This is a genomic window from Lacihabitans sp. LS3-19 (assembly GCF_024343575.1).
GTDB lineage: Bacteria > Bacteroidota > Bacteroidia > Cytophagales > Spirosomataceae > Leadbetterella.
In genome coordinates this window covers 47,539-62,295 of the sequence record NZ_RJUA01000018.1, presented here as the reverse complement: position 1 = coordinate 62,295, position 14,757 = coordinate 47,539, and the positions used below count along the sequence as shown (strand labels likewise).

Sequence of the window (14,757 nt, the reverse complement as noted above, 5' to 3'; positions counted from 1 at the left end):
GCAACGGTACAAGTTGGTTGAATTGTTGCCAAAATAGGTTTTGTTGGCGAATTCGGTTGAGGAAGAATAACTGCTTTCGAAGTGTCAGAAATACAGCCTGAATTGTTTTTTACCCAAACCGTATAATTTCCAGCAGCCAGATTATTGAATATTCCAGTAGTATTTGTAAAACTCAGCCCATCTAAACTATAGCTCATTCCAACACCGGTTGGTGCAGAAACTGTAATTTTTCCAGTCGCAACGGTACAAGTTGGTTGAATTGTTGCCAAAATAGGTTTTGTTGGCGAATTCGGTTGAGGAAGAATAACTGCTTTCGAAGTATCAGAAATACAGCCTGAATTGTTTTTTACCCAAACCGTATAATTTCCAGCAGCCAGGTTATTAAATATTCCAGTTGTATTTGTAAAACTTATACCATCTATGCTATAGCTCATTCCAACACCAGTTGGTGCAGAAACTGTAATTTTTCCAGTCGCAATGGTACATGTAGGCTGAACTGTCGTTAAAACAGGTTTAATTGGAGTAGAGGGTTGAGGATTAATATTACCCTTCGTTGAATCAGAAACGCAACCTTCATTATTTTTTGCCCATACTGTATATGTATTTTGTCCTAATCCATTAAATACTCCAGTTGTATTGTTGAAATTTGTTCCATCCAAACTATATGTCATTCCACTTCCTACTGGTGAGCTTACCGAAATCATCCCAGTACTCATTTGACATGAAGGTTGAATGATAATCAATATTGGTTTTGAGGGAATTGGAGGAGCAGGGTTTAATAAAACTTTAACCGTGTCTGAAATACATCCAAAATTGTCTTTTACTAATACTTTGTAGGTATCTGGAATTAAATTGTCAAAAATTGAAATGGGAAGAAAATTATTGCCATCTATACTGAATGTGTAAGAACTACCAGATGGATTGGTAATTTCAATTTTACCATTTGGCTTTACACAGCTAGGTTGAGTTACTACAACAGTTGGTAAATATGGGTTACAAGTTGTAATTCCAAAGTCAAAAGAATAATTTGTCTCACCGGCATAACCAGTTGTCACAGATGCCTTTGTAAAAGTTCCAGAAAGCAAACCATCTGAATCGATTAAGTCACTCAAGGCACCTGAAATTGCATTTGAAGGACTAATGTCAATACTTCCAAGTGACGTCAAACTACTTTGGCTAATATCTATTTTTATTTCATACTGATTTTCATATTTTAAACCACCTACAACATTTAAGCTGTTGAAAGAATAGTTTCCAGTTGTATTTGTAGTCGTGGATCCTACTAATATGTTTCCAGCAGTAATATCAAAAAGTTCGACAGTTACTCCCGAAATACCAAGTTCTTCAGGGTCTTGGATTCCATCAAAATCTAAATCTTTCCAAACTCTATTTCCTATTTCGATCGGTGCTGGGCCACACGATGCTTTGATATCCCCTGTTCCACCAGATTTTCCAAGAGTTCCTGGCACGTCTGAATATAGAGCATAACCATATTTAAGATCTCCGTTCGTTCTATTATAGGTTCTTAATCCTCCAGATTGATAAATTTCGTCTACTGGGTCCATTGCAGAGGAGATGATTGAACCATCAATCGGTAAAATCAAAACCGCTCCGTTGGTAATTTCGTTGTGAGCAGGGTTTCCATAAAAATGCCATGTGTCATTGCAAAAGAATTCACCTCCACCTGGGCCTTCGCCATTATTTACACCACAACCTGTTAAATCACCTGAGGTAGCGTTTGATTCCAAAGTATAGGATTTGGTTGATGCATTGAATTGAGCTCTTAATAAATCGCCTCCTACAAAACCATCATATAAAGTACCATCATCTATGGGTGCATAATTTCTATAACCTGCCCAAAGTCCAAACCTGTCCATTAATCCTAAAATCATTGAGCCGTCTGAATCGAAGCCTATTCCCGATAATATAGGTTGAGGATACATTACAAAGTTCACTGTTTTACCTCTGCCGACATCATATGTTGTTGCACATCCTTGAGGAAAAGTATTGGTCCATGGATTCCATTTGTCGTATTGAGGACAATTTTGGGTAATATCTGATACTCCCTTAGTATAAGTTAATGGGAATTGAAAAACTTCCGTAAAAACACCAGAAGTTGGATTAAGAGAATACACAATTGCTTTTAAATCATTAAAATTTTGTGATGTTTCGCCTGAACAAACTGTTCCTACATAAATATTTCCTTGATATTCACTCAAAGCCCAAGGCCTAAATTCACCACTTCCACATCCATTGGGTATAGTATAACTTTTTAGAGAACTTGGATTTACTGAAGTGGCTGGTATGCCAACTGTAAATGAATAAATTTTTCGATCGTAAAGGTTCATCATAAATAAATCTTTCTCATCGCCTGATAAAGTAATAGAACCAATACCTGATTTTCCAGTAAAAGGAATAGTGTTTGGGTCAGTATTAGGTGTTAATTTATCCCCCGTTAAAGTTGTATGAGGGTCTGGACCGGTTTCAATTCCTAAAGTTTTAACATCAATAAATGGAGAAACCGCATTGGTTATATTATCATATTTATAAATGCCACCAGATCCTAAAGAACCCAAACCTGAGTGTCTTCTTATCAATGCACTCATCAAGAAAACATTTCCTCTTCTTTGATAAGCTGTTCCCCATACTGCTCCAATATCAGCAGTTGAGGCTAGCATACTAGGATAAGGACTTCCGCTACTACCAGCCAAACCACTTGCATTAAATGGGAATTTAACCAAGGCAACATCTTGTCCAGCACTTCCTCCTGGAACCATTGGGTCACCATTCACATAGCAAGGTGTAAGGATTTCAAGCCCACCTAAATTGCAAAAATCAACGGAATTTAAAATACCAATAGAGGCAAAGGCACCAATGCCTGCAGTAAGGAATTGTACACTAGATTTGTTATCAGTACCTAAAATAGCTTCTTTTTGATTGTTTAAATCAGGAAATTCTATTCTTACTTTCGTGCCTGAGGGAATTTCAACACTAGTATAGTAAAATTGTCCTGCTGAATTAGTCAAAGTTACTATAGGAGCATTGCTATTTGGTAAATAAGCATGAACTACATAACTTGAGAGGCCTATCTCATTTGGCAAATTTTGAACACCATTACTATTTAGGTCTTTAAAAACCTTACCAGCTACCTGGCCTTTTGCAATATTAAATATAACAAAATTTAATAAAGTAAATAATAGTGATTTTTTTAAAATCCTCAATAAGTATAACATTGTTTTTGAAATTTAAGAAAGCATGCGAGTATCGTAATTCTTTCTTAAATGTTTTCAAACCATATGCCAACAAAACGGGAAATGTAGCCGTAAGATAAGAATAAGGAGGTTTATTGATAAAAACCAACTGGAAATAATTGGGCAAAAATTATTCATTGCCGTTTAATAATTTTTTATTTTTACTGGAAATTTGATAAATAAAATACACTAAAATTTTTTTTTAGTAAAGTTTTCATTTGGAAAAATGAGTTAACCAATTCAGTATAAATAAAAAGGGAATTTTGATTTAAAGTTTTTTAAAAAAATATAAGAAATTTTACTTGAAAGCTTTGTCAATAAAAAAAAAGGTTCTACTTTTGCATCTCCTTTCGAAAAGGGTGTGTTCTTTGAGAGTATTTGGGGGTGTACCAGAGTGGCCAAATGGGGCAGACTGTAAATCTGCTAGCTTACGCTTACGGTGGTTCGAATCCATCCGCCCCCACCAATAAAAGTGTTTAAGCGGGAGTAGCTCATTTGGTAGAGCGATAGCCTTCCAAGCTATAGGTGGCCGGTTCGAGCCCGGTCTCCCGCTCATTTCCATAAAGCCTTTGTAGCTCAGTGGTAGAGCACTTCCTTGGTAAGGAAGAGGTCGGCAGTCCGATTCTGCTCAAAGGCTCAGCACTGATTTGGCATTTCGAAAAAAGTATTCGAGTAATTGGCATTGTCTAATTGCTCTTTTTTAGTAAAAACAATTTTGAACAACATAAATTTTATCAAATAAAATGGCAAAAGAAAATTTTGACCGTAGTAAGCCTCACGTAAATATTGGTACTATCGGTCACGTTGACCACGGTAAAACTACATTGACAGCTGCAATTTCTACTGTATTGGCCAAAAAAGGTCTTGCAACGGTTAGAGATTTCTCGTCAATTGATAATGCACCTGAAGAAAAAGAAAGAGGTATTACTATTAATACTTCACACGTAGAGTACGCTACGGCAAATCGTCACTACGCACACGTTGACTGTCCAGGTCACGCTGACTACGTTAAAAACATGGTAACTGGTGCTGCCCAAATGGATGGAGCAATTATCGTGGTAGCTGCTACTGATGGTCCTATGCCTCAAACTCGTGAGCACATCCTTCTTGCTCGTCAGGTAGGTGTTCCTGAATTGGTTGTTTTTATGAATAAAGTTGACTTAGTTGATGATCCAGAACTTCTTGAATTAGTTGAGATGGAAATCAGAGAACTATTGACATTCTACAAATACGATGGAGACAATATTCCTGTGATTCAAGGTTCAGCTCTTGGTGGCTTGAACGGAGAGCCTGAGTGGGTTGCTAAAATCGAAGAATTGATGGATGCTGTTGATAACTTTATTCCACTTCCTGCTCGTGCTACTGATAAGCCATTCTTGATGCCAGTTGAGGACGTATTCTCAATCACTGGTCGTGGTACTGTAGCTACAGGTCGTATCGAAACTGGTATCATCAACTCTGGTGAAGCAGTAGATATACTTGGAATGGGAGCTGAAGGTCTTAAATCAGTAGTAACTGGTGTTGAGATGTTCCGTAAAATCCTTGACAGAGGTGAAGCTGGTGATAACGTAGGTTTATTGTTGAGAGGTATCGACAAAGAGTCTATTAAAAGAGGAATGGTAATCTGTAAGCCAGGTTCTGTAAAACCTCACACTAAATTCAAAGCTGAAGTTTACGTTCTTTCGAAAGAAGAAGGTGGACGTCACACTCCATTCTTTAACAAATACCGTCCTCAGTTCTACTTCAGAACTACTGACGTAACAGGAGAAATTTTCCTTCCAGAAAATGTTGAGATGGTTATGCCTGGTGATAACATCACTATTACTGTAAACCTAATCAACGCTATTGCGATGGACAAAGGTCTTCGTTTTGCGATTCGTGAAGGTGGACGTACAGTTGGTGCTGGTCAGGTAACTGAAATCCTTGAGTAATCGTTTAGATTAAGCATATTTTTGAGAAAGCACTCCAGAAATGGGGTGCTTTTTTTGCTTATGTTAATTTCGTTTCTATTCAAAAAATCATTTATTTTACTATTCAACCATTTAATAAAAACTTAATGAACCGCAGAGATATTTTAAAATCAACCTTAACTGGTGCTGCTATAGCCACTACAGGAATAAGTGCTTTGGCAACAACACCAAAAAAGAGTAAACATAATTTCACTTTTTGTCTTAATACCAGTACAATTCGTAAACAAAACATTGGCTTAATGGCAGAGATAGAAACTGCTGCCAAAGTAGGTTTTGATGGAATAGAAATTTGGATGGGTACGCTCGAAAAGTTTGTAAAAGATGGAGGAAAATTGGCTGCTGTTAAGAAAAAATCAAATGATTTAGGGATAGTAATTGAAGATTCAATTGGGTTTGCCAAATGGATTGTGGATGACGAAGTGGAAAGAGGTAAAGCCATGGAACAGTTGAAAAAAGAAATGGATATGTTAGCACAAATTGGATGTAAACGTATAGCTGCCCCACCTTTTGGTGCTACCAATGAGCCAGGCCTAAATCTCCAAAAAGCTGCAGAAAGGTTTCATGAAGTTGTTGCCTTAGGTAAGGAAATGGGTGTTTTGCCACAATTAGAACTTTGGGGATTTTCGAAAAATCTACACCTTTTTGGTGAAACCTTATTTGTTGCCGCCGAAAGTGGTCATCCTGATGCTATTATTTTGCCAGATGTTTACCATCTATTTAGAGGAGGCTCGCCTTTTGAGGCTTTGAGTTTGATTGCTGGCAACAAAATGCAAATGTTTCACATGAACGATTATCCAGTAAATTCTGACAAAAATACTATTACAGATGCTATGCGAGTAATGCCTGGAGATGGTGTTGCACCATTTAAAGAAATCTTGGGTATTCTAAATAAAAAAGAAACCCCAATAGTACTTTCTTTGGAGATATTTAACGAAGATGTTTGGAAAATGGACCCTTTAGCAGCCTGTAAAATGGGGATAGAGAAAATGAAAAGAATAGTGGAAGTTTCTTTATGAGGTTTTAGATTGTGCCTGAATTGATTTTGCTCAATTCAGGCAATTTTATTTACGCATCAAAAATATCATTTTCTTTCAAGATAGTTATTACTTCCTCATCTAATAATCTGGTGGTAAGTCCTGCAGTTTTTGGTAATTCATAATGAAAATAGTACTTCATAGTTTCTATTTTTGAATCCGCAAAAATTTGATCTATTTCGCCTTTTTCCAAAGCATTTTCAGCGGCAATTGCCATTGCCAACCATTGCCAAGAAATAAGAATTATTCCTGTTAATTCTAAAAATAAAGTGGCATCAGAAAGATACCTCTCAGTATCTCCAGTTTGTGCAATACTGAATAAGTGTTGGAGGGTTTTATTGTAAGTTTTTAATTCACTTGCCAAAAGCGAAGCATATTTTTTAAGTTTATCTTTACTTGATGCTACAGTAATAGTATCTATTATTTCGCCAGATAATAAACCCAAGGCTTTTCCATTTGCTAAACCGACTTTTCTTCCTAATAAATCTAATCCATGAATTGCAGTAGTTCCTTCATAAATCGGAGTTATTCTTATGTCTCTATAATATTGTTCAGCCGGAAAATCTTCTGTAAAACCATAGCCTCCAAAGCATTGCAAAGCATCGCTTGTAGTTTTTAAGCCTGATTCACAAGGGTAAGTTTTAGTAATTGGTGTTAGAAATTCTAACAATAAGGAATATTTTTCTTTTTCTTCTGAGGTTTCACTATGATGTGCTAAGTCATAATATTTAGCGGTTAAAACTACCAAAGACAATCCTCCTTCTACCGCTGCTTTTTGCGAAAAAAGCAATCTCCTAACATCCGGATGTTGAATAATTGGAATTTGTGGAGCGTTTAATTCAGCTTTTTTATTCAATCTTCTGCTTTGAGGTCTTTCTTTAGCGTATTGCAAGGCTGCTTCATACGCCGCAGACGATATACCTACTCCAGTTATTCCTACACCAATCCTGGCTTCGTTCATCATCTGAAACATATAGGAAAGACCTTTGTTTTCTTCACCTACTAAATACCCAACGCAGTTTTCTCCAAACTCCAAATGCATTGCCGGAACTCCTCTTTGACCCATTTTGTGGTAAATTCCTACATTGGTAATATCGTTTCTTTCTCCGTTTTCCAAAAACTTAGGAACTACAAAAAGAGAAATGCCTTTGGTGCCAGCTGGTGCTCCTTTTATTCTTCCAATTAAAAGATGAACTACATTGTCGCAGTAATTATGATCTCCTCCTGAGATAAATATTTTTTGGCCTTTTATTTTATAAGTTCCATCGGTTTGAGGCTCTGCTGTAGTTACAATATCCGACAAAGAAGAGCCTGCTTGAGGTTCTGTTAAACACATCGTACCTTGCCATTTGCCTGAAAGCATAGGTTCTAAGTAGGTAGATTTTAAATTTTCGGAGCCAAAGTGAGCGATTAACCTAGCGGCTCCGCTCGTTAATCCAGTAAATAGCATGCCATTGTTTGCTGCAATTAGAATATAGCCAGCTACTGTATTAATCGTAAAGGGTAATTGGGCACCACCATGTTCATAATCAAAATCAGCTGAAATAATACCAGCCTCACCTACAGCTTTTAAGTAGTCTTTGATTGATGGATGTACTATTACTTCGCCGTTTACCAACTCAGGTTGATTTTTATCAACATCATCTAAAGCAGGGAACATGGTTTTTGTAGCTATACTTTCAGCTGAATCTAAAACCATATTAAATGTCTCAGCGTCATGATCTGAAAAATATGGAAGCTTTGTTAACTCGTTAATTTGATGCGTTGAGTTTAATATAAAAGATACAGTCTTTCTGTCGAAAAATTTTGAGGCCATGGTTAAATATCGTTTTTTTTAAAAACTAAATATATGAAAAAATATATTATGCATGCATACTGATAAGTAGTTTTGAAAAAAAAGCATGAAATTTTAATTCACAAAACCCATAAGCCAAGCTGAAACAATTCCTGCATAAGTGCCTATTACATGACTCAAAACCGCCAATAAGACACCTACAGGAGCTAATGATGGATGAAATGCTGCTGCCACTGCCGGGGCTGTAGCTACTCCTCCGATATTTGCTTGGCTGCCCACAGCTACAAAAAAGAAGGGAGCTTTGATGATTTTAGCTGCTACTAACATAAAGGCTATGTGTATAAACATCCAAATTACAGTTACGGCCAAAATGCCAGGATTTGCTCCAATGTTGAACAAGTCTAGTCGCATTCCGATAGTCATTATTAGAAAATAAATAAACAGGGTAGCAAAATCTGTACTTCCTAATTTTTCCATTTTTCTGACCTTAGTAAATGAAAGCACAATACCTATACTCGTAGAAAATAGAATAAGCCATAAAAACTGTGATGAAAAGGGCTCTAGTCCATGAGAAATAAGCCAAGCTTTATGAGGTAAAAACAATTGTGCAATAAATCCACTAGCAGCATGAGCAATTGCTGTCCCACCAAAGCCTACAGCTAAAATGAAAGTAAGATCTTTTAAGTCCGCAGGCTTATCTTTCGTTTCTTTATATTTTAAAATATTATTTTTTACTTCTTCTATTGAGTTTACATCAGCTCCAAGCCATTTGTCTATTTTTTTGGTGATACTAGCCCCATAAAACAAAAGTGCAGTCCAGGTATTGGCCACTAAAGCATCGATTACTAGTATTATTACAAACAATTCCTCCGAGCAACCATAAATTTCTTTTAATGCTAGTTGACTGCTGCTCCCACCTATCCAAGAGCCTGTAATAGTTACCAAGCCTTTCCAATATTCTCCATCTTGGGCCGCTTGACTGAATGTTTCAGAGCCCAAACTTACTAATCCAAGTGCAATAGGGCCACCTATAATTATTCCTACTGAACCAGCAAAGAAGGTTATCAATGCTTTACTTCCAAGTCCAAATATGGCTTTTAAGTTTGCTGTTGATAATAGAAGTATTAAAGATGCTGGAAGAAGGTACTTAGTAGAGAAACTATAAAGTCCAGAAGTTTCGCCATTAATAATGTGATAGCTATTGAGAAAGCCTGGAATCAAATAACAAAAAAGAAGTGGAGGGACAATGCCATATAATTTTTTCCAAAATTTATTATTAGACTCAGAAGTATAAAAAAGACCTGCTAATGTTATTAAAAATAGGCCCGCAATAATTGCGTCGTTTTTAATTTGCCAGTTTTCCATAATTAAGGGTTAGAATAGAAATTCAAATTATAGAATTATTTTCGATTATTGTTAATTATCTGTTGCTTTTGATCAATCGTGGTTATGTAAAGAAGGTTAATTATTAATTCAGTTTGAGTTTATATAATTGATAATTACGTATTTTAAACTTGGGTAATAAAAGTTTAATTTTTAACTATCTTTGCAGTTCGTAAAACTTTAATATGCCTGCAAAAAATTCCAAAGCGATATTTTTTATTCTAGTAACTGTTCTTATTGATGTAATCGGAATTGGAATCATCATTCCAATTATGCCGAGTCTATATCAGGAACTAACCGGAGGAACTGTAAGTGAGGCATCTCAATATTCTGCTTATTTGGTTTTTATTTATGCGATTATGCAATTCATTTTTTCGCCAATAATCGGTGGATTAAGTGATCAATACGGTAGAAGGCCAGTTTTGTTAATTTCCCTATTTGGTTTTGGTTTGGACTTTGTGTTTTTGGCGTTGGCACCAACCATTGCTTGGTTGTTTGTAGGAAGAACGATTTCGGGTATTGTTGGAGCTAGTTTCACAACCGCTAATGCTTATATAGCAGATGTTACAGAACCTGAGAAACGTGCTCAGAGTTTTGGAATGATTGGAGCAGCTTTTGGTCTAGGCTTTATAATTGGCCCATCTTTGGGTGGAATATTAGGAGAATACGGTACTAGAGTGCCTTTTTGGGTATCAGCAGGTTTGTCTTTATGTAATTGGCTTTACGGCTATTTTATCTTGCCGGAATCATTATTGCCAGAAAATAGAAGAAAATTTGATATTAAAAGAGCCAATCCTATAGGTAGTTTATTAAATCTTAAAAAGTATCCGTACGTATTGGCACTAGTTTTGTCTTTATTTTTAGTAAACGTTTCAAACTTTGCAACGCAGGGAACCTGGTCTTTTTATGGAATAGAGAAATTTGGTTGGTCAAAAATGGAAGTGGGCTTATCATTAGGTTTTGTAGGTTTGATGGTGGCCATAGTTCAGGGTGGTTTAATCAGGGTAATTATTCCAAAACTTGGTCAAGAGAAGTCTCTGTTTTTAGGATTAGCGATAAATTCATTAGGTTTGGCAGCGTTTGCTTTTGCTACTCAATCATGGATGATGTATGCTATAATGATACCTTTTGCTGTTGGTGGTTTAGCGGGTCCTGCTTTTCAAGGAATTATTTCCAATCAAGTTGGGAAAAGTGAGCAAGGAGAACTTCAGGGTGGCTTATCTAGCCTAATGAGTATTGCTGCTATCATTGGGCAGCCTTTGATGTTGGGGTTGTTTAGAGCTTTTACGAAAGAAAATGCACCGGTTTATTTTCCTGGGGCTCCGTTTTTGATGGGAGGAATATTGACTGTTATTAGTTTATTGTTGGTAATTAGGACAATTAAGAAAGAAAATTTAAAAGTTTGATTGTTACAACAAAAAAAATATACTAAATTTGCAGCCCGATTGATATAAACAGGTATAGTTTAAAGGTAGAACTACGGTCTCCAAAACCGTCGGTCTGGGTTCGAGTCCTAGTACCTGTGCAAATTAAAGACACTTATACTGTCTTAAAAATAAAGAATTATGAATAAATTAGTTCAGTTTGTAAAAGAGTCTTGGCATGAGGTGACCAAAGAGGTACACTGGCCAAAAATGAGCGAATTGCAATCTAGTGCCACACTAGTTTTGATTGCATCTATAATATTTGCTTTGGTAGTTGGTAGCATTGACTTTTTGATTGATAACGCCCTAAGATTGTTGTACCAATCAATATAATTATAAATTCCCATTATGAGTGAATTCAATTGGTATGTAGTAAGAGCTGTTTCTCAGCAAGAGAAAAAAATCAAGAACTACATTGAAAATGAAGCAGGTAGAAGAAAGTTGACGGATTATATTCCTGAGATTATGATACCTTCGGAGAAAATTGTTACTGTCAAAAACGGTAAAAAAACTGTAAGGGAGAAAAATACTTTGCCTGGTTATATTCTGGTAAATGCTGATTTGAGTAATGGAGAGGTTCTTCACTTAATTAAAAGTATACCTGGTGTAATTGGTTTTCTTGGTAAAAATGGTGGAGCATCTCTCGAGCCAGAACCTTTGAGACAATCTGAGGTAAATAGGATTTTGGGTGTCCAAGAACAAAATTCTGAAGAATCTATAGATTCTGGTGTTTCGTTTGTACAAGGAGAATCTGTTAAAGTTATTGATGGGCCATTTAATGGATTTGAAGGATCTGTTGAAGAAGTTTATGATGAAAAGAAAAAGCTAAGCGTAAGCGTAAAAATATTTGGAAGAAGTACTCCAGTAGAATTGGGTTATCTTCAGGTAGAGAAAATGTAAGTTTAGTTTTAACGATATTATTTAAGGAGCTGATTCGAAAGAGTCAGCTCTTTTTGTTTTTAGGTGTTATTTTTTGACTGCGTGATTTCAGTTAGTATTTATTTAACCTTTCTTAACATTACAAATGCAACGAAAATAGAATCGCTTTCATCTATCATATAAACTAAAGGAATTGGACTGGTTTTATTTAAATTTTAATTTTTCCGTTTAAATTTTAATTTTACCACTAATGTATAAATAGTACCTTGTTATGCATAATACCTTTAGCTTTGTATCGTTAATTAAATGAAAAGCTATTACAAAAATTTAAAAATTACAATTATGAAAAAGTTAGTTAAACCGTTCGTTTTGTTGTTATTGTCTGTTTCTATGGCGTTTGCAGCTCCAAAGCCTCAAAGTTTTAAAGTTGGTATGTACAATGTTCATGATTCTCATCTTCTAAAAGTGTTTGTAGAAAAGAAACGTGGGGAAAGCATGTTGGTTGAATTGAAGAATAAAGATGGTCAAACTGTAGTAACCAAGTATTTGGACAAAAAAAGTTCTAAAGCTGCTCTATGTTTTGATTTGGAAGATTTAGAAGCTGGTAATTATTCGATGGAAATCAGTAACAAAAATGAAGTTTTTGTTAAAGAAATTAACCTCGTAGATATGAAAAAAATCGAGGTAGAGAAAAAGATTATTTTATAAGTTTAGGTTAAAAAAGAATACAGAAGGTGGCTATTGGCCACCTTTTGTTTTATGCTTTTGTGTATTTATTTTTTAAATAAAAGAACCTAAGAAAACCAAAAAGTCCTAATAAAACTAATGGTAAAATGATGTTTATCAATTGCCATTTTACACGCTCATTTTTTAGTTTTAAGGTATCTAAAGGCCTTAATCCAACACTTTTAGACTTAGCCATAACCAAACCTTGCTCATCTACCATATAGTTGATGGCATTTATGACAAAGTCTTGATTGCCATATTGATGTTTAGAAAATCTGTCATAGCCCATTGGGTATGGGTTTCCAGTCTTTTTATCTACTTCATTTACTATTAAATCTCCATCAGAACAAACTAAAATTTTTGTAGGTATTGATGTCGTTTTTAAATTAGGGTTTGAAAATGAATTCAGAGCAATAGATTTAAAAGTTCCTTCTATTAAATAGGCTACAGTTTTCACTCCTCCTTGATATTCAGCTTCATCTGTGTCTGTACGTGCTTCGTTGTAAGTTATAAGTGCCGGAGCATTTAAAACTTTGGTATACGGAGACGTTAACAATAACGGTGTTTTTACTAAACCATCATTTTCGTTTACTGCATCAATGTTTGCCGTAAATTTGGTATATACCATATCAATATTCTTAGTGATTATGCTATTTCCAAAATTATTGATCAAAGGGAAATATCTATAGGGCACTGGTTGGATATTTGGTTTGTCGCCAGTGGCACCAACTACCAATGGGATAATAGCCGCATTCAGACCATCTTTTACAATGTTTTTGTTTATTCTAACGCCATATTTAAAGAGCATGTCGTCTAGGTTTACATCTAAAGGTTGAGCATAAGTACCTTCAAGTCCTATGGAATCAACTTTTAAACCTTCCACAAAAAACAAAACCTTGCCGCCATTCATTATATATTGGTCTATTTTAAGTTTTGTACTATCGTCAACTGGTTTGTCAGGTTTAGGAATAATCAGAGCATCTAAACCATTAAATGATGGCGTAGTTTTTGACTCTATAATATATAATGTATAGAACTCTTGTAATGAACTTATTAGGCCAGCGAAATTGACTGGTTTTAGATTAGTGTATTCTGAAAGTAATCCGATTTTTTTCTTGTTGGTATTCGTCAGTTTTTGAATAGCCGAAGCTAATTCATATTCTACATTTTCATAAGACTGATTGAGCTTAGTTTGTGCATCTTCGGCTTGATTTGCTTTTAATAATAATACAGGCACTTCTTTGTTCTGATACCAAATTGTAGCATAAGGAAATACCAAGTTTTCTGTCTTTTTGCCACCTTGTTTATCAAAAATATTGGTAGGTTGCATTCCCTTTTCAACTAGAGATTTAAAGAGTGTATTTCGTTCCTCTTCGGTTCCATCGTATGGATTAATGAATTGATAATCAATATTATCTTTGCCATAATATTTAAACTCGACCAAGGTTTCTTTTACAGCTCTTTTTAGCCTTTCAAAACCACCTGGTAAATCTTCTCCATCAAGATAAACTTTTATAATTACTTGGTCTTCCAAGTTTTTAAGCATGTTTTTGCTGGCATCTGAGATAGAAAACCGCTTGTCAGCACTTAAGTCTGCTCTAAAATAAACCCAAAAACTAATTATATTGATAGCAAAAATTGCGAGAATCAGAATAATATTGTTTTTCAATATTTTGCTCATTCGATTTGTTAAATTTGGTCTAAAATTACGAAAATTTTACCAAATAATAATTTAGAAATGCAAACGGCAGATTATTGGATTGAAAAACTTGAAATGCAGCGACATCCAGAAGGCGGATATTTTAAGGAAACTTATAAATGCGTAGAAGATATTGAAGGAAATGCACTTCCAGCCAGATTTGAAGGAAACAGAAGCATGTCCACCGCAATTTATTTTTTATTAAGAAAGGAAGATTTTTCTGCATTTCATAAAATTAAATCAGATGAAATATGGCATTTCTACGAAGGTCAGCGTTTGGAAATTTTTTATTTTGACGAGAATGGAAAATTTGAAACCATTTTGCTTGGTAGAAATTCTGAAAAAGGGGAGGTGTTTCAGGCAGTAGTACCTGCCAATTGTTGGTTTGGAAGCAGAGTAGCTAGTGGTTCGGATTATGCTTTGGTAGGATGTACGGTAGCTCCAGGGTTTGATTTTCAAGATTTTGAAATGGCAGAGCGTGATAAACTTATAGCCGATTATCCTCAATTCGGAGAGATTATATTACAATTGACGCATTAATCAAATTCTTTAGGGTTTTTAACACTCTATCTATTAGTTTTGTAATTATTTAAATT

11 protein-coding genes and 4 tRNA genes are annotated in these 14,757 nt (G+C 35.3%); 11 read left to right on the top strand and 4 right to left on the bottom strand.

Annotation, left to right across the window (positions count from 1 at the left end):
- Positions 1-3,233, bottom strand: a 3,233-nt coding sequence (locus EGI22_RS13115; protein ID WP_255068915.1) for an SdrD B-like domain-containing protein, incomplete at its 3' end; no start/stop codon positions are given.
- Between the two features lie 398 nt (positions 3,234-3,631).
- Between EGI22_RS13115 and EGI22_RS13110 the strand changes: the two genes are divergently transcribed.
- The 5 genes from EGI22_RS13110 (at position 3,632) to EGI22_RS13090 (ending at position 6,237) form a co-directional block, all read left to right on the top strand.
- Positions 3,632-3,717 (top strand) — tRNA-Tyr (locus tag EGI22_RS13110).
- 14 nt (positions 3,718-3,731) lie between these two features.
- Positions 3,732-3,804: transfer RNA gene (locus tag EGI22_RS13105), tRNA-Gly, on the top strand.
- 12 nt (positions 3,805-3,816) lie between these two features.
- Positions 3,817-3,888 (top strand) — tRNA-Thr (locus EGI22_RS13100).
- Positions 3,889-3,994: 106 nt separating this feature from the next.
- The gene (gene tuf / locus EGI22_RS13095; protein ID WP_255068914.1) at positions 3,995-5,182 is read left to right on the top strand and encodes an elongation factor Tu; all 1,188 of its coding nucleotides are present in this window, start codon (positions 3,995-3,997) and stop codon (positions 5,180-5,182) included.
- A gap of 125 nt (positions 5,183-5,307) precedes the next feature.
- Complete coding sequence (locus EGI22_RS13090) at positions 5,308-6,237, top strand: sugar phosphate isomerase/epimerase (protein ID WP_255068913.1); 930 nt, start codon at positions 5,308-5,310, stop codon at positions 6,235-6,237.
- 49 nt (positions 6,238-6,286) lie between these two features.
- Here EGI22_RS13090 and EGI22_RS13085 read toward each other — a convergent pair whose 3' ends face one another.
- Together EGI22_RS13085 and EGI22_RS13080 are read right to left on the bottom strand one after the other, a co-directional pair.
- Positions 6,287-8,071 (bottom strand): acyl-CoA dehydrogenase, encoded by a 1,785-nt coding sequence (locus EGI22_RS13085; RefSeq protein ID WP_255068912.1) that lies wholly within the window; start codon positions 8,069-8,071, stop codon positions 6,287-6,289.
- Between the two features lie 93 nt (positions 8,072-8,164).
- Positions 8,165-9,415, bottom strand: a complete 1,251-nt coding sequence (locus tag EGI22_RS13080; RefSeq protein WP_255068911.1) for a DUF819 domain-containing protein — start codon at positions 9,413-9,415, stop codon at positions 8,165-8,167.
- 203 nt (positions 9,416-9,618) lie between these two features.
- Here EGI22_RS13080 and EGI22_RS13075 point away from each other — a divergent pair, with 203 nt between their 5' ends.
- The 5 genes from EGI22_RS13075 (at position 9,619) to EGI22_RS13055 (ending at position 12,444) form a co-directional block, all read left to right on the top strand.
- On the top strand, positions 9,619-10,839 hold the full coding sequence (locus EGI22_RS13075) for a TCR/Tet family MFS transporter (RefSeq protein ID WP_255068910.1): 1,221 nt from the start codon (positions 9,619-9,621) through the stop codon (positions 10,837-10,839).
- A gap of 48 nt (positions 10,840-10,887) precedes the next feature.
- Positions 10,888-10,958, top strand: a tRNA-Trp gene (locus EGI22_RS13070).
- 40 nt (positions 10,959-10,998) lie between these two features.
- On the top strand, positions 10,999-11,190 hold the full coding sequence (gene secE, locus EGI22_RS13065) for a preprotein translocase subunit SecE (RefSeq protein ID WP_255068909.1): 192 nt from the start codon (positions 10,999-11,001) through the stop codon (positions 11,188-11,190).
- A gap of 15 nt (positions 11,191-11,205) precedes the next feature.
- Positions 11,206-11,757 carry a transcription termination/antitermination protein NusG gene (nusG, locus tag EGI22_RS13060; protein WP_255068908.1) on the top strand — a complete coding sequence of 184 codons (552 nt, stop codon included), beginning with the start codon at positions 11,206-11,208 and terminating at the stop codon, positions 11,755-11,757.
- Between the two features lie 321 nt (positions 11,758-12,078).
- Positions 12,079-12,444 (top strand): hypothetical protein, encoded by a 366-nt coding sequence (locus EGI22_RS13055; RefSeq protein WP_255068907.1) that lies wholly within the window; start codon positions 12,079-12,081, stop codon positions 12,442-12,444.
- A gap of 49 nt (positions 12,445-12,493) precedes the next feature.
- Here the strand turns inward: EGI22_RS13055 and gldG are convergent, their stop codons facing one another.
- The gene (gene gldG / locus EGI22_RS13050) at positions 12,494-14,143 is read right to left on the bottom strand and encodes a gliding motility-associated ABC transporter substrate-binding protein GldG (protein WP_255068906.1); all 1,650 of its coding nucleotides are present in this window, start codon (positions 14,141-14,143) and stop codon (positions 12,494-12,496) included.
- Positions 14,144-14,200: 57 nt separating this feature from the next.
- On the opposite strand from gldG, the gene EGI22_RS13045 reads away from it, so the two are divergent.
- Complete coding sequence (locus tag EGI22_RS13045) at positions 14,201-14,701, top strand: cupin domain-containing protein (protein WP_255068905.1); 501 nt, start codon at positions 14,201-14,203, stop codon at positions 14,699-14,701.
- The last annotated feature ends 56 nt before the right edge of the window (positions 14,702-14,757 follow it).

Coding starts and splice junctions, on each gene's coding strand:
- tuf (WP_255068914.1), top strand. CDS start 3,995: ATGGCAAAAGAAAATTTTGACCGTAGTAAGCCTCACGTAAATATTGGT.
- EGI22_RS13090 (WP_255068913.1), top strand. CDS start 5,308: ATGAACCGCAGAGATATTTTAAAATCAACCTTAACTGGTGCTGCTATA.
- EGI22_RS13085 (WP_255068912.1), bottom strand. CDS start 8,071: ATGGCCTCAAAATTTTTCGACAGAAAGACTGTATCTTTTATATTAAAC.
- EGI22_RS13080 (WP_255068911.1), bottom strand. CDS start 9,415: ATGGAAAACTGGCAAATTAAAAACGACGCAATTATTGCGGGCCTATTT.
- EGI22_RS13075 (WP_255068910.1), top strand. CDS start 9,619: ATGCCTGCAAAAAATTCCAAAGCGATATTTTTTATTCTAGTAACTGTT.
- secE (WP_255068909.1), top strand. CDS start 10,999: ATGAATAAATTAGTTCAGTTTGTAAAAGAGTCTTGGCATGAGGTGACC.
- nusG (WP_255068908.1), top strand. CDS start 11,206: ATGAGTGAATTCAATTGGTATGTAGTAAGAGCTGTTTCTCAGCAAGAG.
- EGI22_RS13055 (WP_255068907.1), top strand. CDS start 12,079: ATGAAAAAGTTAGTTAAACCGTTCGTTTTGTTGTTATTGTCTGTTTCT.
- gldG (WP_255068906.1), bottom strand. CDS start 14,143: ATGAGCAAAATATTGAAAAACAATATTATTCTGATTCTCGCAATTTTT.
- EGI22_RS13045 (WP_255068905.1), top strand. CDS start 14,201: ATGCAAACGGCAGATTATTGGATTGAAAAACTTGAAATGCAGCGACAT.